Source organism: Pseudoalteromonas sp. MIP2626, from assembly GCF_013414205.1.
Lineage (GTDB): Bacteria > Pseudomonadota > Gammaproteobacteria > Enterobacterales > Alteromonadaceae > Pseudoalteromonas > Pseudoalteromonas nigrifaciens.
Map to the genome: position 1 here is coordinate 1 of NZ_JAATTW010000004.1, position 19266 is coordinate 19266.

Genomic DNA, 19266 nt, shown 5'->3' on the forward strand with positions numbered 1-19266 from the left:
CCACGCTTCTAGTTCCTTTTGCATGCCTGAATGATTTCCTTTAAGTGCAAGAATATAATCTGCTTTTTGTTGGATGATTTGTTTTGCTATTTCTTGTTGGCATCCCATCGCATCTAACGTAATGATACTGTTTTCAATATCGAGCAGGGTGAGTAATTCTGGTATTGCGGTGATTTCATTTGTTTTATTATCAACAGCCGTCTGTCCAAGCACTAACTGGTGTTGGCAACTCCATGCACTGACCGTGTGTAAGGCACTTTTTCTGTCTTTTGTGGTAAATGAACGCCGTGCGGTTTTGCCATCAATAGCGATGATATCTGCACCTGTGGTTTCAATCAGTGATGATATCCAAGATTGAAATGCCCTTTCTATTTCATTTGCTTTTAACCGACACATGACGCGCGCAATCGTGTCATGTTTTGGAATTCCTGCGTTGAACGTGCCGTATTTTTTTAACCAATCAAGTTTTAGGTGCCCAAAGTCTTCAATATCTTCCCATCCTTCTGCACCAGAGAGCACAGCGCTAATAGCAAGGAGAAGAATATCGATAAGTTCATGCTTTTTACAACGTTCAATGCGAGGATCTGTAATTGAATTAAAATGTTTCAGAAAAGTAGTGCTCATATTTATGCGACCAAGTAATTATTATGCCTTGATCTGATCACTACTTGCTCTATAAGTTCAATTTATAATGATCTTGCCGTGCCTGCGGGGCCGTGTTCGTGGCTAATAATTTGCTGTGTATCGTAATCATATACAAGGCCCTGAGGGTTACGGTGGCCAAGTGAGTAAACAGCATGGGCATTTGGGTTTGTATGGTTAATAAATGGGTTATCTGTTGGAATACTGCCGTTTAAGTTTATACGTAATATTTTACCAAGCTGGCTGGTAATAACTTGTGCTTGTTCTCTAAAGTCAAAGCCATCGCCCGTTGAAACTAATAACGTATTGTCGGGTAGTACAAGGGCGCGCCCAGCGTAATGTTGTGGTGTGTTTTTATTGGTAGCTACTTTATAAATAATTTGCGGCTTTGAAAAACGAGTACCATTAAAGGTGGCTTTGGCAACAACAAGCCTGTTTGCGTTGGCATCGCCTTGGGCGTAGGTAAAAATAATTTCTTTGGAGTTGCTATAATCTGGCGATAACACTATATCGAGCAAGCCACCTTGGCCTGCAAGGTATAAGCCCTCTAGGTTTAGTTTTACTCTTGATTGCTCATTATTTTTAATTATAACTACGTGGCCATCGCGCTCTGTAATTAACCATGTACCGTTTGCTAGTTCAACCATGCTCCACGGAGACTGTAATTGTGTAGCAAGGGTTTTTGTACTGTATTGCTTTTTTGGTAACGCAGCGCCTGCATTTACAGAAAACGCAAAAAGCGAAAGCAGAGTAAAAAAAGAGATACATTGTTTACGGGGTAAGCCTTTGCTAGCATGGCTTATATAAGAAAAAAACTTTATTTTAAGTTGAGATAACCATGTCATTTTTAACACGTATATTGCCCTCATTTTTAGTTTCTTGGTTATTTACATTCACACTTGCTAGCTTGTTTCATAGCCAATACGTTGTCAATCAATTAGTTAATGTAGGTGTTGTAGTGGGCTTTAGCGACCGCGTTAGTTTAACACTGGATGATTGGTTGGGCTTATTACCTACCTACGGCGCTATTATTGCCATTGCACTTGCCATCGCTTTTTTAGTTACGGTGCAGCTTAATAAAAAGGTTAAAAAATACCGTACTCAGCTATTTGTTATTGCTGGCATTGTGGCGTTTGCTATTGTGTTAATTGCCATTGAGTCGATTATGAATATACATATTATAGCGGGTGCAAGAGGTTGGGGGTTTTATACTCAATTGCTTGCTGGTGCAGCTGGGGGCTATGTGTTTTCACGCTTAACAAAAACAAATATTATTTGTTTTTAATTACTGCAGGATACAGGAAAGGTTTTTATTATAATGAATAAGTAAAAAGCCACTGTTTGTAGTGAACAGTGGCTTTTAATTAGATGTTTTTAGTTTAATTAAAAAATCAAACTAATCAGCTTGTAGCTGCTTAAGCCAAATATAAGCAGTAATATAGGCACAGTGATAAGGTTTAATAACACAGAATTGGTGTAATTGCCCATCACCGCTTTTTGATTTACCAACCAGAGTAAATAAACAGTAATAATAGGCAGTAATAAGCCATTAGCAGCTTGGGCAAAAATGATCACGGCAACCGGATCTAACCCCAAAGAGGCAACAGCTGCGCCAAACAATAAGATAACTAATGCTACCGATTTGAAACGGCTACTTTGCATTTTGTTAGACCAACCAAGCATTCCGCAAACTGCATAGGCTCCCGCTAAAGGAGCAGTAATTGCACTAGTTAAACCTGCAGCAAATAAACCAATAGCAAAAAAGTAATGGGCAGCGCCACCTAATAATGGCTCAAGCTGTACTGCCATATTTGCTGCGCTAACTTTACCTGCGTCGGTACCATAAAAAGCCACCGAGGCGGTAGATAAAATAGCCAAAGTGATCACTCCACCTAAAGTGATTGATAAGCTGGTATCGATATTTGTTTGCTTAATTATTTTACGTTTATCGCTATTATTGTTGTATTTTGCTGCGAGCACTCCTGAATGCAAAAATAAATTATAAGGTACTATGGTGGTGCCAATCAGTGCAAGTACAGTGGTAACAGAGCCCTCAGGCATAGTAGGAATAAAACCCGCTAGTACTTGGCTTATAGGCGGAGCAGCCATAACTAAAGTAGAAATAAACACTAGGCTCATTAAAATCACTAATAAAATGAGCGCGTTTTCTACCACTTTATGTTTTCCGCTGTACAGTAACAATGCGCTAATAAAAGCAATGAGCGGCGTCCATATTTGCGCATTTATTGTCGGAAATATCTTTATTAAACCCATGCTAGCGCCACTAAGGTTACCCGCTTCATAGGCGGCGCTGCCCACGCCAATGGCGCTTATTACCAAAAAGCTAGCGAGAATTTTAAGCACTGGGGTATGAATATGCGCGCGCAGTGCTTGAGCAAGATCTTTGCCTGTTGCTACGCCAAGGCGAGCAGCCATAGATTGTAATAATATAGTGGCTATTACTGAAAAAAGTAATGTCCAGATAAGTGCAAAGCCAAAGTTTGCACCTGCTACGCTAGCAGTCGTTATGGTGCCTGGTCCTATAAAGGCTGCGGTGACTAGTAGTCCTGGTCCTAATCGCATAATTTACCTGTATGTTGGTGTTTAAAGTGTGCACCTGTATGGGCGCGCGTTTTATTACTGCCACTTAGTAAGCGTTTGCAGCCTGAACTACCTTTTATGCTACCCGCTAGTAAATAGCGTGTAAAAAAGGTCGCGTAGAATAACAGTTTATATATAAATTTAAAGAGTATAGCGCGCGTTTGCACAAAAAGAGTACAGTATTACAGAGGTAAATAAGGGATAAAGGCAACACTTGCTCAATAGCGTGCCGTTATAGTGGATGTTACGTTATAGCCAAAGCGTAGATAGCATAAGCATTAATTTACGCCATTAAATACTTTATGGTTTGTAAACCTTTGCGTAGTGTTGCTTCATCGGTTGCATAGTTAATGCGAATACACTCGTGCTTGTGCGCCCAGCTATCGTCAATGCCAATAAAAAAGTTGTGTCCAGGAATTACATACACATCTTGCTCTTTAAGCTTTTGGTATAGTGTTTCGCTTGTTATTTTTGCATCTTTAAACCACAGCCACATAAAAAATGCGCCTTCAACTTTATGCAAGTAAACACTCATATCGGCAAATATTTCATCAAACAGTTCAATCGCTACTTGTGCTTTATTACGATAAAAAGGCAACACAACATTACGACACAGCGGCAGTAGTTCGTCGTCGTTAATTAAACGGGTAACTAAGCTTGGGCCTATACTATTTGGCGATAAAACCATGCTGCCATTTACGCGGCCAATTGCTTTAATAATTTCATTGTTTGCAACCACAATACCGCTGCGTAAACCCGGTAAGCCAAGCTTTGAAAGCGACATACATAAAATTATGTTTGAGTTCCAGGTTAGGTTTGCGTCGGTGTAAATACAGCCCGGGAATGGATCGCCATATGCGTTATCTATAATGAGTGGAATGTTGTATTGCTTAGCGAGTAAATCAAGGTGTTTTACTTCTTCGTCGGTTATTACATTACCGGTTGGATTGGTAGGGCGCGATACGCACAGCGCACTGATACTGCTGTCGTTTGCTAATATTTTTTCAACCGCTTTAAAATCAATAACGTATTTAAATTGTTTAGATGTGCTACCGGTATTTAAAATTTCGATATCGGGCTTTATGGCAACAAACATATCGTCCGATAAACCTTGGTCGGCATAACCTACGTATTCTGGCGCGAGGGGAAATAAAATCTTTTTATGGCTGCCATCAGGCATTTCGCCTGCAAACATATTAAACAGCACAAAAAAGTTAGCTTGGCAGCCATTACCAAGTGCTACGTTATTGGCGCTTATATCCCATGCATATTCTTTACTTAGTTGGCTTGCTAATGCAGCTCTAAACTCGTCGTTACCGGTTGGGCCGTCGTAAAGGCCAAATACTTGCGATACTTTATTACTGGCAACGAGCTTTTGTAACTCACTTAAAAAAACCTCATTTACTTGTGGTACTAATGCAGGGTTACCGCCACCAAGCATAACAATATTAGGATTGTTACTGCTTTTAGCACTGCCTAAGTCTTCCATTAACTGAGTAATGCCGTTGGGTTGTGTAAATTTAGTGCCAAAGTTTGAGTAGTTCATAATACATAGCGTTTGTAGGTAATGGAAAGGGCAGTATAGCCTAAATAAAGGGCTAAAATAGTAAGTTGAGAATTATTCAATGCGTAGTTTTAAAGGTTGTTACTGCAACCTCATTGCATATAAGCATAATAAAGCAGTAATAAAATAGGCACTGTGCTTTTTGGAGATATTTGTAAAAAATGAGGGGGTTTTTGGTTTTAATAGCGCGTAGCGATACTCAAGGGTAAAAACAAAGCGTACGAATACGTAAGCAGCTAAATTTGTAATGCTATTGTTTGATGTATGAAATTGAATTGATTTGCCATGTATGATCTTATTTTTACAAGTTTACTTAAATAGCACAGGTTTTGAACACCCCCCTAAAGCCTTAAAAACGATAAGCAATAGGGTATACTGCTATTACATACTTTTACGTATTCATTTAAGCAAGCATTAGGGCTAATAACTCAGCGATGTTTGTTATTTTAAAATGTACAGCAGTGGAACCTCTTTTGATAAAAAACACTCAACTAAAAATAGCCACATTTAACTTGTTTAATTACCTTGAGCCACCCAATGCATACTATGAGTTTGAGAAAATTTATACCGCGCAACAGTGGGCTAAAAAGCAGCAGTGGGTTATTGATTATTTAACAGAGCACGCACCTGATGTGATTGGTTTTCAGGAAGTGTTTAGTATTGAGTCGTTACAAGAATTAGTACGTGGGCAAGGTTATGAGCACTTTGCAGTGGTAGATACGCCCGAGGTGATTGACGACTTTATTTATAAACGCCCCGTAGTGGCAATTGCCGCAAAATATCCTATTGTTGAAGTGGCTGCGGTGCAGCACGATAATGAACTTGTAGCTACCCTTGGGCTTAGTGCTGATTTTACATTTAGCCGCAAGGTATTAAGAGCCACAGTAACTTTGCCGCACATAGGTAATACCGATTGTTATGTGGTGCATTTTAAGTCTAAACGCCCAATGATTGAGGTTGATGAGCACAATAAAGCACTTTCGCCCGAAAAGAACATAATTGAGATTTTAAAAGCGAATGTAGCGGGTGGCTGGGGATCAACTATTCAGCGCGGCAGCGAAGCTACATTATTAATGATACAAATGATTGCGCGCCGCGAAGCTACGCAGCAGCCTATGATTTTAATGGGCGACTTTAATAACAGCATAGCTGATGGTGTGTTAAGCCACATGCTTACTAATACACTGCGTTTTGCCTCTGCTTTTGACGCTAAAACTTACCTTGCTAAATATTGTTTAAATGATGCATGGGACTTATTTACAAAGTCGCAATTGGCAAGTGCTGAGCCACAAGCACCAACAGACGACTTGCGTGTTGATGGCGATATAGTGAGTGTTGTAATTGAGCAAGGTGATACAAATAATGTGGCTAAGCCAGCAACTCCACGCACGCCAACCCATTATTATGGCGCGAGCAGTTCAGTGCTTGACTATATTTTATTGTCTAGTGAATTTGATGCCAGCTACCATGATAGCTTTTTTGAAGTAAGTGACTATAACACTTACGATCGGCATTTAATTAACCCAGTATTTGAGCGAGACGATTTAAGTACCGACCATGGGGTGGTTATAGTTACTTTAACTTTGAGGTCGTAGGCTATAATTTTAATGATTAATATTGCTAAGAATATTTGTTTAGCAATAATACTTTTACGGTTTTTAATTTAAGTATTAAGTGCTTTTATGTAAAAACGTCGGAATAAATTACTGAGTTTAAACGATAGCTTTAATTATTTGTATAACTATCAAATAATTAAACTCGGCCTAAAACTTGCCTGTTATTAATGTTAAACATCTAAAAATTGATAATCTTTAATAAAAACAAGGAAATTAACTATGACTAATATTGCACTTTCGGCGTATTTGGCGTTTTACCTGTATTTAATTATGTTGCTTGTACAGTGGGCGGTAGCAACTTTTAGCAAAGCAAAACAGCCTAATGCAGTGCCGGGTAAAATAAGTGACGACTTATCTCACGATAGTTTTATATTTAGAGCACACCGTACTTTTCACAATACCCTTGAAAATAGTGCGTTATTTATAGGAACAGTGTTGTTTGCTTTTGTAATAAATTATCAAAGCCCAATATTTGCACTATGTGTATGGATATACGTTATTGCGCGATTAATTCATATGGTGCTGTACTACGCAATTGCTACTAATAAAAATCCTAGCCCGCGTAGCTACTTCTTTTTAATTGGGGTACTTGCCAATGTTGTGATGCTAGTAATGGTAGGTTTAAGGTTAATTGCCTAATACAAATTAAATAACAAACAACAATTAATCAAGAGCGAAGTTGCTTATATAGCAACTTCGCTTTTTTTTGTTAACTACTTCGCAGCACCAAATAAAAACAATATAACCAATTGAATTTTAAATAATTAACCTGTAAATATTAAAGCTTGCATAACCACCATTCACACACCCTATTTACAATATAGCAACCATCTATGCATATATAGACCTCAGTACAATAGCCACTTGGTAATGCTGTGCTATTTTATTGTGGTGAAAAAATAATAACCAATAAATACTCACCAAAATGCGTATCAATAAAGCAGATAAATTGCTTTATTGTAATTAAAGCTAGCTGATTTATGTAATTAAAACAGGAAATGTAAAATGAAGAGTTTGTTACGGGGGTTCAACATAGTATGTATTGCTATGTTGTTTTTTTGCTCGCCAGTTTGGGCTGCGCAAGGGCAGTTAGATTTAACATCATCGAGTATTGGTTGGTTGTGTATTGGTATATTTTTAATTGCTTATACCGTGGTTATGCTCGAGGAAAAGCTACATTTAAGAAAGTCGAAACCAGTATTGGTTGCAGCAGGATTAATTTGGATATTAATAGGTGCCTACTACGTTAGCCATGATATTACTGAACTTACCGAAACTGCATTTAGGCATAATTTACTTGAGTTTGCCGAGCTTATGCTCTTTTTACTAGTCGCTATGACCTACATAAATGCGCTAGAAGAAAGAGGAGTATTTGATGCATTGCGCGCTTGGATGATCCGTAAAGGCTTTAACTATAAAAATTTATTTTGGATAACCGGTTTTTTAGCATTTTTTATCTCCCCGATTGCCGACAACCTTACCACCGCGTTATTAATGTGTGCAGTGGTAATGAAAGTTGCCGAAGGTGATAAGCCATTTATAAACATCAGCTGTATTAATATTGTTATTGCGGCTAATGCAGGCGGCGCATTTAGCCCCTTTGGCGACATAACCACGCTAATGGTGTGGCAAGCTGGATTGGTGCATTTTAACGAGTTTTTAGTGCTGTTTTTACCTGCTTTAGTTAATTACTTAGTGCCCGCAGCCATTATGAGCTTTTATGTTGCCGATAAGCACCCAACCGCACAATACGAAGCGGTTGAGCTAAAACGCGGCGCAGTGCGAATATTAGTGTTGTTTTTACTTACCATAGCCACTGCCGTTGCTTGCCATAGCTTTTTAAACCTGCCACCAGTATTAGGTATGATGATGGGGCTAGGCTATTTACAGTTTTTTGGTTATTTTTTAAGAATGACTTTACCAGGATCACTGGCTCGTAAAAGAGCCCATGCAGAGCAGTTGGGCGATCAAGAACGATTAGCTAAACTAGGCAGTGTTGTACCATTTGACGTATTTAGTAGAGTGCAACGGGCAGAGTGGGACACGTTATTATTTTTTTACGGTATTGTTATGTGCGTGGGTGGCTTAGGGTTTTTAGGTTATTTAAACTTTATGTCTGAGATGCTATACGGCAATTGGTCTACTACAACGGCAAATGTTTTTCTTGGGGTGATTTCTGCAGTGATCGATAATATACCGGTTATGTTTGCGGTGTTATCTATGGATCCTGAAATGTCGCATGGGCAATGGTTGCTGATCACTTTAACTGCGGGGGTAGGCGGTAGTTTACTCTCGATTGGCTCGGCTGCGGGAGTGGCATTAATGGGGCAAGCACGCGGCTACTATACTTTTTTTGGTCACCTAAAGTGGACGCCTGTGATTGCGTTAGGTTACGGGGCCAGCATAATACTGCACTTATGGCTTAACGCATCATTATTTTAAAGATACCAGCAAACGCCTATAAGCTATTTTTTATCACAGTAACAATACTATAAAGCTTTAATTTAAGTATTAAATGGTAGTAAAAGCGAAGGAGCATAAACAGCATCTTCGCTTTTTTTATTACTTAAATTTAAGCCGTTATAAACTAATGGCTGAGTGCTTACTGATTAAATTTTTTAAGCCAAATAAGTTACGGTGATAATAGACGGCTAGTTAATAAAATATTGATTTATTTTATGTTTTTTTAAAGGTAAATGTTATAAAAAAGGATTTATTTTTATTGTGGCAAATAATTTGCATGAAAAAATGTTATAGTAAGGCTCGTATTAGCTATTAGGAGTCGACTTTTATAATGAAAAAAATTGCTATTTTGGGCGCAGGTCCAAGCGGTTTGGCACAATTACGTGCATTTGAAGCAGCTCGTTTAGCCGGTATTGAGAATTTACCGGAAGTTGTTTGTTACGAAAAACAAAATGATATTGGTGGCATGTGGAACTATACATGGCGCACTGGGCTAGACAGAAATGGTGAGCCGGTACATGGCAGTATGTATCGTTATCTTTGGTCTAACGGACCAAAAGAATGCTTAGAATTTGCTGATTATTCTTTTGAAGAACATTTTGGTAGACCTATTCCTTCGTATCCCCCTCGTGAAGTGCTTAAAGACTACATAATGGGGCGTATTAACAAGCAAGATATTCGTAAATACATTCGCTTTGAGTGCCCGGTTCGTTGGGTTACATTTGACGACGAAACACAAATGTTTACTGTAACGGTTATGAACCATAAAACCGGCGAGCAGGAAGTGAATGAGTTTGATTATGTTATTGTTGCTACAGGTCATTTCTCTACTCCAAACATGCCTTATTTTGAAGGGCTAGAAGAGTATTCTGGTCGAGTATTACATGCTCATGACTTTAGAGACGCACTAGAATTTAAAGATTCAGAAGTTTTACTTATAGGCAGTAGCTATTCTGCCGAAGATATAGGTACGCAGTGTTATAAGTATGGCGCTAAATCGGTAACTATAAGCTACCGTACTAAAGCACTTGGCTATAATTGGCCAGACGGCATTGCAGAAATGCCACTTGTGACCCACTTTGAAGGGGACGTTGCTCATTTTATAGATGGCACTAGTAAGCGCTTTGATGCTGTGATTATGTGTACTGGGTATTTATTTCATTTTCCATTTTTACCTGACGAACTACGTTTACAAACACATAACTGTTTGTATCCGGCAAACTTGTATAAGGGTGTTTTTTGGCAGCCAAACCCTAAGTTAGTTTATTTAGGCATGCAAGATCAGTACTTCACTTTTAATATGTTTGATGCGCAAGCATGGTATGTACGCGACGAAATTTTAGACAAAATAAAAATACCAGCATTAGCAGCACGACAAGAAGATGAAAAAAATTGGTTAGCTAAGTACGATGAAGTAACGAATGTTGAAGGCTCTATTGATTATCAAGCAGCGTATATTCGTGATTTAACTAATGCCACAGATTACCCTGAATTTGCAGTTGAAAAACAGGCAGATATTCTCAAAGAATGGCAAAAAGATAAACAACAAGACATTATGTGTTTTAGAGAAAAAGCGTATCGCTCTACTTTAACAAATACCTTGGCACCTGAGCTTCCTGTGCCGTGGTTAGATGTACTTGATGATTCATTAGAATACTTTTTAGAATTATCGGCTACTCACACCATAGAAAAAAGTAAAGCGAGCTAGCACGTAATAAAACAATATTAAACCATAACGCATTTTTCGTTATGGTTTAATATTTTAAGTTTGTTGTTAATACTTAAAAAAACTATTCAACGCCAATAAACCCACCTGTTTGATGTGCCCAAAGTGCAGCGTAAATCCCATTCTTAGCTATTAACTCATCATGTGTGCCTTGCTCAACAACACCGCCGTTATCAAGTACGATAAGCCTGTCCATTTGCGCTATGGTTGATAGCCTGTGAGCAATAGCAATTACTGTTTTATCTGTCATTAAATCATCAAGACTTGCTTGAATAGCGGCTTCTACTTCTGAATCAAGCGCGCTGGTGGCTTCGTCGAGTATGAGAATAGGGGCGTTTTTAAGCAGTACGCGCGCAATAGCAATACGTTGGCGCTGCCCACCCGATAAGGTAACGCCACGTTCGCCTACTTGCGCGTCAAAGCCTTTATTACCTTTGCTATCAACTAAGTCGGTTACAAACTCTAGCGCTTTAGCTTGCTTGGTGGCATCGATCATTTCGGCTTCAGTGGCATCTGGTCTGCCGTATAAAATGTTGTCTTTTACTGAGCGGTGCAGCAGGGAAGTGTCTTGAGTTACCATGGCAATGTAACGGCGTAAGCTTTCTTGGCTCACATCGGTAATGTTTTGGCCGTCAATTTTTATACTGCCAGAGTCGGTGTCGTAAAAGCGTAGTAGTAAATTAACTAGCGTTGATTTACCCGCGCCAGAGCGACCCACTAAGCCAATTTTTTCACCGGCTTTAATATTTAAGTTTAAACCGTTAATAACTGGGCCACGCAGCGTTTCACTTGCTGCTTTGCCGTAGTTAAAGTGCACATTGTTAAATTCAATTGCACCTTGGCTAACGTTAAGAGTGCTGGCATTGGGTTTATCGGCTACTGCAATTGGGTTAGAGAGGGTTTGCATGCCATCGGCTACGGTGCCAATATTTTCAAATAAGCTGCTTATTTCCCACATGATCCACTGCGCCATGCCGTTTAATCTAAGGGCTAAACTTACCGCAACGGCAATTGCTCCTGCGCTAATGGCACTTAGCGACCACAAGTAAAGTGATACCGCAGTGACCGAAAACACTAATAAGTAATTTAAAGTTTGAATAACAAAGTTGAGGCTGGTAACTAAACGCATTTGCTTGTACACCGGCTGTAAAAAAACATCCATACTTTGTTTTGCGTATTCTTCTTCGCGTTGGGTGTACGAAAATAGTTTAATGGTAGCAATATTAGTGTAGCTGTCGACAATGCGGCCGGTCATTTCTGAGCGGGCATCGGCTTGTGAGGTAGCCACTTTTTTAAGACGCGGTACAAAGTAAAGTTGAATGCAAATATACAAAACAAGCCAAACAAGTAAGGGTAACATTAAGCGCCAATCGGCCTCGGCTACTAAAAACAACATAGAGCCAAAATAAACGATTATGTACATTAATACGTCGAGTAGTTTTGTTACAGCTTCGCGCACAGCCAGAGAGGTTTGTAATACCTTGGTGGCGATGCGTCCGGCAAATTCATTTTGATAAAAACTAACACTTTGGCGCAATAAATATCTATGTGCTAACCAGCGAATCGACATGGGGTAATTGCCCAGTAATGCCTGGTGCAAAATTGCAGAATGAAAAAACACCACTACAGGCAGCACCACAAGGAGCATAAGGGCCATTTTTGTCAGCTCGGACTGCTGCTCTACAAAGAGTGTTTGTGGTGTATAAATTGCCAGCCAATCAACTAGTTGCCCCATATAGCTAAATAGCGATACTTCTAAAATAGCGAGCAAGGCGGCACTTAACGAGAGTAGTGCTAGCGACAGCCCCATGCCTTTGGTGTAATGAAGACAAAACGCAAGCAGCGTGTTAGGTGGCTGCGTTGGTTTATCTTGTGGGAACGGCTTAGTAATGCGCTCAAATAGTCGATACATTTTAATAGCTTAAATGGCAAGTAATTGCAGCTATCATAGCATTTTTGTGTTTTTAAATGCAGCTTAGTAGAGGCTTAATTACTCATACTCTAAGGTATAATTAATATTAGTAAGCATTAAAACAATACTAAGATTGTTTTTAGTCATTCATTAGGTTAAAAAATAATAATTTAATTATAAGGAAGTTGTATGTACACAGGTTCATGTTTATGTGGTGAGGTTACAGTAAAAATAACGGGTGCTATTACGAGTATTATCCATTGCCATTGTTCACTTTGCAGAAAAAATAGCGGAACCGCTTTTGCAACTAACGGGTTTATAAATGTGCATGAATTTTCAATTTCAACAGGCAATGATTTACTAAGTAAGTATTCTTTTAAAGCAGGGCGCACACGTTATTTCTGTAAGTGTTGTGGTTCACCTATTTATAGTGCTAATGCGGATGATAAATCTCGGTACAGAATTCGCTTAGGCCTTATAGATTCAACAATTACAGAAAAGCCATTATCACATAATTTTGTGACTTCTAGGGCTAATTGGGAACTGCTAGAAACGAGCCTACCTTGTTACGATACATTTGAGCCTGGTCGTTAATTTTTATACTGCTGCTATATGGTAAATAGTATTTATATTGCTATGCAAGTTTGGCGCTATGCTTTGCATTACTGTTGAGGCTTGTATTGCCTCTACCGTTATATGCTTTAACGAAAGGTTACTTAGTATAAGAACAATGTTTTTGTACTCGTTAAACTCTATAAGTGCAATACAGTTAAAGTAATGGCGTAACAGTACTAAAGTAGTTTGTAATTCTTGCCCTGTTTTAGGATTTAGGTTAATGATTGCCTGGCCGCTTTTATTAATGCAGTGGTTAATGGCGTGCCAAAACGACTCGCTTTGAATAAACGTTTGGTGGTGCTCGCCACTAAATATATCTATGTAAATTAGGTCGTATTGTTGAGTGCATTGACTAATAAATTGCTGAGCACATTGCAAGTGCACAGTATGATCACTGGGTAATTTAAAAAATTGCTTAGCGATACTTATAACATCAGGGTTTATTTCTACACTTTCAAACGTATCAATTAAATTACGGCGGCTAGATTCAATGTGTTTAAGTGCGCGCTCTATTGCTGCAGTGCCTAAGCCCAAATTTAAAATACGTAGCTCACTAACCGGGGCTAATAAAAATAACAACATGCTTTGATATATTGGTACACATAATAGTTCAGGCCGGGCTTTGCTCATTACTCCTTGAAGGGTAGAGCCTAGCGGCGGATCGTTATTAAAAGTGAGCCATCTATAATCTTCATTTTGATAAACGCGTACCGGACCAAACTTACTGTCGGCATGATAGATTTGATTACTGAGCTTGGTATCGTTTTTTAATTGGCGCATAAAGTTTTTAATAAATAAAAACCCTAGTGTGGCATAAATAAAATAACTATATTACTAAACATTCTAGTTGCAGATTATTTGGCTTAATTAAACTTTTAATCTGTGCTTTAACTTACTTTTTTGTGGTGCCTACCGCAAAAGTATTGCGCACTAAGCTTACTTACGTAATGGTGATTATAATAAAAATAAGGAGCCATTAGATGCTTAAAACACCTTTTAAAATAACAACAAAATTACTTAGCGTGAGTACCCTTACAGCTGCTTGTTTTGTGGGTTTAACTTCGCAAGCATTGGCAGCGGGCGAGATTAAATACACTGATCAACAAAAATTGCATGCTATAGCCGGTGATATTTCAGCGCAGCGTATTGGTGGCGATATTCAAACGCTGGTGGATTTTGGTACGCGCCATACATTATCAGACACTAAATCGGAAACCCGTGGCATTGGTGCAGCAAGGCGCTGGATAAAACAAGAGTTCGAAAAAATATCAGCACAATGCGGCGGATGCCTAGAGATTATTGAAGTAAAAGACACTATATCGGGCGAAAAACGAATTCCTGATGCAACCGAAGTGGTTAATATTGTCGCTATTCAGCGCGGTATAAGCGAGCCTAACCGTATGGTAATAATGTCGGGCGATATAGACTCACGCGTAAGCGATGTGATGGATTTTACTAGCGACTCGCCGGGGGCTAACGATAACGCCTCTGGTGTGGCGGGCGTAATAGAGGCGGCGCGTGTATTGAGTAAACATAAATTTAATGGCTCTGTGGTGTACGCGGCGCTGTCGGGCGAGGAGCAGGGTTTATTTGGTGGTAAAATTTTAACCGCTTATGCGCAAAAACACGACTGGCAAGTACACGCAGTACTAAACAACGACATGATAGGCAATATTACCGGGGTTAATGGCGTAACCGATAACACCACAGCGCGGATATTTTCTGAAGGTACGCGCGTAATAGAAACTAAAGAGCAAGCACGAACGCGGCGCTTTACGGGGGGCGAGGTTGACTCAGCTAGTCGTAACTTGGCGCGTTACATAGATACCATTGCCGACAGATACATTGCTAATTTAAATACTATGTTAGTTTATCGGTTAGACCGATTTGGTAGAGGTGGGCACCATAGACCTTTTAATGACGCGGGCTTTGCTGCAGTGCGCATTATGGAAACAAACGAGCATTACGATCGCCAGCATCAAGACTTACGCATTGAAAACGGCATTGAATATGGCGATACGATCAAAGGCGTTGATTTTGACTATGCGGCCAAATTAACCGCACTTAATGCTGTAAGTTTAGCGTCGATGGCGTGGGCACCAGCCCCTCCTAAAGACGTGAAAATCGCGGGTGCGGTAACGGCTAATACGCGTTTGTCGTGGCAGGCATCTAAAGACAATAATATAACCGGTTATCGTATTTATTGGCGTTATACCAGCGAGCCACAATGGCAGTTTAGTAAAACCGTGGGTAAGGTTACTCAAGCTACACTTAACAATGTAGTAATTGATAATTACTATTTTGGTGTTGCAGCCATTAATAAAGAAGGGATTGAGTCGCCGGTGGTATTTCCGGGGGATGTGGGCTCATTCGATCATAATATTAAAATAGTTAAGTAAAGCTTATAAATTTGGCTAAAAACCAGGCAAACAGCGGGTTTGAGGCTAAAAAATACTATTTTTGTACTTGCACCTTATTTGTTAAGCCCTTAAAGTGTTAAAAAAGAAGTAAAAGGTTATTAATAATGACACAACAAGAAAAAAAACCGTTAACAGCACAAGAACAAGCTCAAGTAGAGCAGCAAAATATATTATGGCAGCGTGAATGCTTTCAAAACGCACAAAAGCATTTAGCTGAAAAAGGCATTATGCCTAAAACGTTGATTGAAAAAGACAGTCGTTTTTTAGCCCCATTTTGTGCTCTATGGAAATTTAAGGCGCAAAATGGTAAAAACTATTGGGTAATTACCGGTCGTTTACCAACTGATCATGCTGAAGTGAGTGCTGCAAAAGATGCTCGCGATGCAATACGTTATTTTTCACTGCAATGGCAGTTAAAAGCTGATCAAATAATGCAAACAGGGGCGAGTGATAAAACCAAGGTTGATTTTGCCAATTTACTGATCAATCGTGCCCATGGTTTATACGAAATGCACGAAAATGAACAACTGTGGGCTAACGAGCCTAAATAAGTTTAATATGTTTGTATAACAAATTAAAAAGCGAGCTACTTTATTTATTGTAGCTCGCTTTTTAATGCGTTAACGTAAATGGACGAGTTTCAAAGCTGGTAACAGGGCATTGCATTCGTAGCTTTGCAATGCCAGCCTCCATGAATACATTGCCTTGTTGGCTAAAGCCATTTTGTTTAAATAATTCAACTTCTTCTAAAATGCAGTTAATACTCAGTACTTCAATATTTTGCTCTGCAGCAAGTGCAACAATAAAGTTAAGTAGGGATTTGTAAACATTGCGATTGCGGTGGGCGGGTAATACAGCTATACGGCCTATAAGGCCATCGCTACACAGCCTGCCTGTGGCTACAGGAGACTGTGTGTCGTTGGTAATACAGGTGACAAGAATATGTTGGGCAAGTGGGTCTAGGTTGTCAAATTCAATATGTTTAGGAATATGTAACTCATAAACAAATACACGCTCTCTTATTTGCTGCAGTAGCGCTTTTTGGCTGTGCCAATCGACCTGTTCTACCCGGTAGTCCATAATACACCTCTAATTGAACCAAATACCCTCATTAATTAGTGTAGTGAATATTTCAATAAAAACTAGGCTTGGGGCCGTGTTTTTTAGCTGTTGCGCATTAAAACCTGTAAAATCAGTAAGTAACTTAACAGCATTCAAGTCACTATTTGGTACAGAGTAGTTTTCTCCGTTAACACTTACTAATAATTCATCAGCTGTTTGCTGATATATAGCACGCGTTCCACCTAGGCGTTCAAAGCTTATGTCGTCACTGTTTATTGCATCGGCTATTTGCGCCGCATTAAACGGTTGCTCAACAGGCATTAAGTCCATATCGTGCTTTGGTTGGCTTAAAGTTGTGCCAAGCCATTGTTTAAATAAGGTGTGGTCGTTTAGTAATGCCTGCATTAGCACTTTTACTTTATCAACCTCAGTATCGCTCAGCTCGCCCTTAGACTCTCTTAATGTAAGGTTGTGGTCGGTGTAACGCTTTTGTCCGCTTTCGGTATCAATAATATGATCGGCAAAGCTAGAGAGTAAATCTTGTTGATTTGGCGCTCTAAAACCCACCGAATAATTAAGGGCGTTTTCTACGGCATAACCTTCGTGCGGGCAACCTGGTGGAATATATAAAATATCGCCGGGTTCTAAAATACAATCAATAACCGCAGTAAACGCTTCTACTTGCAATAATGTTTTATTTTGGGTGAATTGTTTAAGGCTAGGATCTGGTAGGCCTACTCGCCAATGGCGTTTGCCTTCACCTTGAATAATAAATACATCGTATTGATCTAAATGCGGGCCAACACCACCGCCAGGCGTTGAATAGCTGATCATTAAATCATCTATGCGCCAGTTTGGGATGAATCGAAACGGCTCTAGCAGCTGTGCTGCATCGTTATGCCAATGATCAACCGCTTGTACTAATAAAGTAGAGTGTTGCTCTGTAAGCTGTTCAAAGTCTTCAAACGGCCCTTGGTGCGATTGCCATTCATTATTATGATTAGTAACAATACGCGACTCTATGCTGTCTTCCATTGCAAGGCCTGCAAGTTCATTCGCATCAAGCGGGTCCTGAAAATTACTAAAACCTTGTTTAATTAAGAGTGGTTTTTTTTGCCAGAACTGAGTTAAAAACTCTTGCTCTGATAAGTCATTTATTTTTAATTGATACATACAGTGGCCCTACAAATTAGTGCAAGTGGTATTAAAACAAAAAAAGCGAAAGGAGACCTTTCGCTTTTTCATTGATTTTAGTTTAGTTATTAAACTAAATCATCAATAAACTCAACAGCGCGGCCAATATAATTAGCAGGTGTTAGTTTTTTCATTTCTACTTTAGCGTGTTCAGGAAGGTCTAAACCATCGATGAAGTCTGCCATTATTTCTTGGTTTACACGTTTGCCACGGGTTAAGTCTTTAAGCTTTTCGTATGGCTTTTCGATACCGTACTTACGCATAACTGTTTGAATTGGCTCTGCTAGCAGTTCCCAGTTTTGATCAAGCTCTTCTAATAAACGTTGCTCGTTTACTTCAAGCTTACTTACACCTTTAAGTGTTGATTGGTATGCAATAAGTGCATAACCCATACCTACACCTAAGTTACGTAATACCGTTGAGTCGGTAAGATCACGTTGCCAGCGAGAAACAGGCAGCTTTTGTGCAAGGTGAGAAAAAATAGCATTTGCTAAACCTAAGTTACCTTCTGAGTTTTCAAAATCAATAGGGTTAACTTTATGTGGCATTGTTGATGAGCCAATTTCGCCAGCAATGGTTTTTTGCTTAAAGTGATTAAGGGCAATGTAACCCCACATGTCACGATCAAAATCGAGCAGTATTGTGTTAAAACGGGCAATAGCATCAAAAAGCTCAGCAATGTAGTCATGCGGTTCAATTTGTGTAGTAAACGGGTTTAGAGTTAAACCTAGGCTTGATACAAATTTGTCTGCATGTGTGTGCCAATCGTAATCTGGGTATGCACTAAGGTGAGCGTTGTAGTTACCTACAGCACCGTTAACTTTACCTAGCATTTCTACTTGTGCAATTTGGTCGCGTTGACGTTTTAAGCGCATGTAAACGTTAGCAAACTCTTTACCCATAGTAGACGGTGTAGCAGGTTGTCCGTGCGTACGTGTCATCATAGGGATTGTTTTGTACTCAATCGCTTTTTCTTTAATTGCGCTAAGTAACTGATCGCAATATGGTAGTAATACATTATTGCGTGCTTCAGTTAGCATTAAACCATGAGATAGGTTGTTAATGTCTTCAGAGGTACATGCAAAATGAATAAATTCGTTAATTGCATGTAGTTCTGCGTTATCGGCTACTTTTTCTTTTAGAAGGTATTCAACCGCTTTAACGTCGTGATTTGTTGTGCGTTCAATATCTTTAACGCGCTGTGCATCAGCTTCGCTGAAGTTATCAACAATGGCGTTTAGTAATGCATTAGCTTGTTCGCTAAATGCAGGGACTTCTTTAATATCGCTCGCTGCAGCTAACGCTTGCAACCAACGCACTTCAACGGTTACGCGGTATTTGATTAGGCCAAATTCGCTGAAAATACTGCGTAGTTCAGTGGTTTTGCTGCCGTAGCGACCATCCACTGGAGAGATAGCCGTTAACGCTGAAAGCTCCATAATAACTCCTAA

Annotated in this window: 16 protein-coding genes and 1 pseudogene; 8 read left to right on the forward strand and 9 right to left on the reverse strand. The window is 39.4% G+C overall.

The annotated features are described in order from the left end of the window. Together HC000_RS03805 and HC000_RS03810 are read right to left on the reverse strand one after the other, a co-directional pair. A partial coding sequence (locus HC000_RS03805) for an ISAs1 family transposase (RefSeq protein WP_179806996.1) occupies positions 1–624 on the reverse strand: 624 nt, incomplete at its 3' end. A gap of 80 nt (positions 625–704) precedes the next feature. Continuing rightward, positions 705–1496: pseudogene (locus tag HC000_RS03810) on the reverse strand (PQQ-dependent sugar dehydrogenase); the annotation flags it as partial. On the opposite strand from HC000_RS03810, the gene HC000_RS03815 reads away from it, so the two are divergent. Continuing rightward, the gene (locus tag HC000_RS03815; protein ID WP_179806997.1) at positions 1481–1927 is read left to right on the forward strand and encodes a hypothetical protein; all 447 of its coding nucleotides are present in this window, start codon (positions 1481–1483) and stop codon (positions 1925–1927) included. The pseudogene HC000_RS03810 and the gene HC000_RS03815 overlap by 16 nt on opposite strands. Before the next feature lie 98 nt (positions 1928–2025). Here HC000_RS03815 and HC000_RS03820 read toward each other — a convergent pair whose 3' ends face one another. Together HC000_RS03820 and HC000_RS03825 are read right to left on the reverse strand one after the other, a co-directional pair. After that, positions 2026–3225 carry an Nramp family divalent metal transporter gene (locus HC000_RS03820; protein ID WP_179806998.1) on the reverse strand — a complete coding sequence of 400 codons (1200 nt, stop codon included), beginning with the start codon at positions 3223–3225 and terminating at the stop codon, positions 2026–2028. A 301-nt stretch (positions 3226–3526) separates the two neighbouring features. After that, entirely contained in the window at positions 3527–4789 is a 1263-nt protein-coding gene (locus tag HC000_RS03825) for a valine--pyruvate transaminase (protein WP_179806999.1), read from the reverse strand. A 530-nt stretch (positions 4790–5319) separates the two neighbouring features. Here HC000_RS03825 and HC000_RS03830 point away from each other — a divergent pair. The 4 genes from HC000_RS03830 (at position 5320) to HC000_RS03845 (ending at position 10594) form a co-directional block, all read left to right on the forward strand. Beyond that, positions 5320–6402, forward strand: coding sequence for an endonuclease/exonuclease/phosphatase family protein (locus HC000_RS03830; RefSeq protein WP_179807065.1), 1083 nt, complete (start codon positions 5320–5322; stop codon positions 6400–6402). 240 nt (positions 6403–6642) lie between these two features. Next, a complete protein-coding gene (locus tag HC000_RS03835) occupies positions 6643–7062 on the forward strand; it encodes an MAPEG family protein (protein WP_011328379.1) in 420 nt (139 codons plus the stop codon). Positions 7063–7470: 408 nt separating this feature from the next. Beyond that, positions 7471–8865 carry a sodium:proton antiporter NhaD gene (gene nhaD / locus HC000_RS03840; protein WP_257025426.1) on the forward strand — a complete coding sequence of 465 codons (1395 nt, stop codon included), beginning with the start codon at positions 7471–7473 and terminating at the stop codon, positions 8863–8865. Between the two features lie 352 nt (positions 8866–9217). Further along, positions 9218–10594 (forward strand): NAD(P)/FAD-dependent oxidoreductase, encoded by a 1377-nt coding sequence (locus HC000_RS03845; RefSeq protein WP_179807001.1) that lies wholly within the window; start codon positions 9218–9220, stop codon positions 10592–10594. An 82-nt stretch (positions 10595–10676) separates the two neighbouring features. On the opposite strand, the gene HC000_RS03850 is transcribed toward HC000_RS03845, so the two are convergent. Further along, entirely contained in the window at positions 10677–12524 is a 1848-nt protein-coding gene (locus tag HC000_RS03850) for an ABC transporter ATP-binding protein (protein ID WP_058373524.1), read from the reverse strand. A gap of 189 nt (positions 12525–12713) precedes the next feature. Between HC000_RS03850 and HC000_RS03855 the strand changes: the two genes are divergently transcribed. Beyond that, positions 12714–13118 (forward strand): GFA family protein, encoded by a 405-nt coding sequence (locus HC000_RS03855; protein ID WP_086998643.1) that lies wholly within the window; start codon positions 12714–12716, stop codon positions 13116–13118. A gap of 3 nt (positions 13119–13121) precedes the next feature. On the opposite strand, the gene HC000_RS03860 is transcribed toward HC000_RS03855, so the two are convergent. Continuing rightward, positions 13122–13919 carry a hypothetical protein gene (locus HC000_RS03860; protein WP_179807002.1) on the reverse strand — a complete coding sequence of 266 codons (798 nt, stop codon included), beginning with the start codon at positions 13917–13919 and terminating at the stop codon, positions 13122–13124. A 200-nt stretch (positions 13920–14119) separates the two neighbouring features. Between HC000_RS03860 and HC000_RS03865 the strand changes: the two genes are divergently transcribed. Together HC000_RS03865 and HC000_RS03870 are read left to right on the forward strand one after the other, a co-directional pair. Next, on the forward strand, positions 14120–15538 hold the full coding sequence (locus tag HC000_RS03865; protein ID WP_086998636.1) for a M28 family metallopeptidase: 1419 nt from the start codon (positions 14120–14122) through the stop codon (positions 15536–15538). 125 nt (positions 15539–15663) lie between these two features. Next, a complete protein-coding gene (locus tag HC000_RS03870; RefSeq protein ID WP_011328373.1) occupies positions 15664–16110 on the forward strand; it encodes a DUF4826 family protein in 447 nt (148 codons plus the stop codon). 61 nt (positions 16111–16171) lie between these two features. Here the strand turns inward: HC000_RS03870 and HC000_RS03875 are convergent, their stop codons facing one another. The 3 genes from HC000_RS03875 to purB form a co-directional block, all read right to left on the reverse strand. Next, positions 16172–16639, reverse strand: coding sequence for a GNAT family N-acetyltransferase (locus tag HC000_RS03875; protein WP_011328372.1), 468 nt, complete (start codon positions 16637–16639; stop codon positions 16172–16174). Between the two features lie 9 nt (positions 16640–16648). After that, positions 16649–17794: a cupin domain-containing protein gene (locus HC000_RS03880; RefSeq protein ID WP_011328371.1), complete on the reverse strand. Its 1146-nt coding sequence runs from the start codon at positions 17792–17794 to the stop codon at positions 16649–16651. A gap of 89 nt (positions 17795–17883) precedes the next feature. After that, complete coding sequence (purB, locus tag HC000_RS03885) at positions 17884–19254, reverse strand: adenylosuccinate lyase (protein WP_011328370.1); 1371 nt, start codon at positions 19252–19254, stop codon at positions 17884–17886. Positions 19255–19266: the final 12 nt, after the last annotated feature.

Bases quoted from the DNA above. Each gene is read 5' to 3' on its own strand.
- HC000_RS03815 (WP_179806997.1), top strand. From the start codon at position 1,481: ATGTCATTTTTAACACGTATATTGCCCTCATTTTTAGTTTCTTGGTTA.
- HC000_RS03820 (WP_179806998.1), bottom strand. From the start codon at position 3,225: ATGCGATTAGGACCAGGACTACTAGTCACCGCAGCCTTTATAGGACCA.
- HC000_RS03825 (WP_179806999.1), bottom strand. From the start codon at position 4,789: ATGAACTACTCAAACTTTGGCACTAAATTTACACAACCCAACGGCATT.
- HC000_RS03835 (WP_011328379.1), top strand. From the start codon at position 6,643: ATGACTAATATTGCACTTTCGGCGTATTTGGCGTTTTACCTGTATTTA.
- nhaD (WP_257025426.1), top strand. From the start codon at position 7,471: ATGTTGTTTTTTTGCTCGCCAGTTTGGGCTGCGCAAGGGCAGTTAGAT.
- HC000_RS03845 (WP_179807001.1), top strand. From the start codon at position 9,218: ATGAAAAAAATTGCTATTTTGGGCGCAGGTCCAAGCGGTTTGGCACAA.
- HC000_RS03850 (WP_058373524.1), bottom strand. From the start codon at position 12,524: ATGTATCGACTATTTGAGCGCATTACTAAGCCGTTCCCACAAGATAAA.
- HC000_RS03855 (WP_086998643.1), top strand. From the start codon at position 12,714: ATGTACACAGGTTCATGTTTATGTGGTGAGGTTACAGTAAAAATAACG.
- HC000_RS03860 (WP_179807002.1), bottom strand. From the start codon at position 13,919: ATGCGCCAATTAAAAAACGATACCAAGCTCAGTAATCAAATCTATCAT.
- HC000_RS03865 (WP_086998636.1), top strand. From the start codon at position 14,120: ATGCTTAAAACACCTTTTAAAATAACAACAAAATTACTTAGCGTGAGT.
- HC000_RS03870 (WP_011328373.1), top strand. From the start codon at position 15,664: ATGACACAACAAGAAAAAAAACCGTTAACAGCACAAGAACAAGCTCAA.
- HC000_RS03875 (WP_011328372.1), bottom strand. From the start codon at position 16,639: ATGGACTACCGGGTAGAACAGGTCGATTGGCACAGCCAAAAAGCGCTA.
- HC000_RS03880 (WP_011328371.1), bottom strand. From the start codon at position 17,794: ATGTATCAATTAAAAATAAATGACTTATCAGAGCAAGAGTTTTTAACT.
- purB (WP_011328370.1), bottom strand. From the start codon at position 19,254: ATGGAGCTTTCAGCGTTAACGGCTATCTCTCCAGTGGATGGTCGCTAC.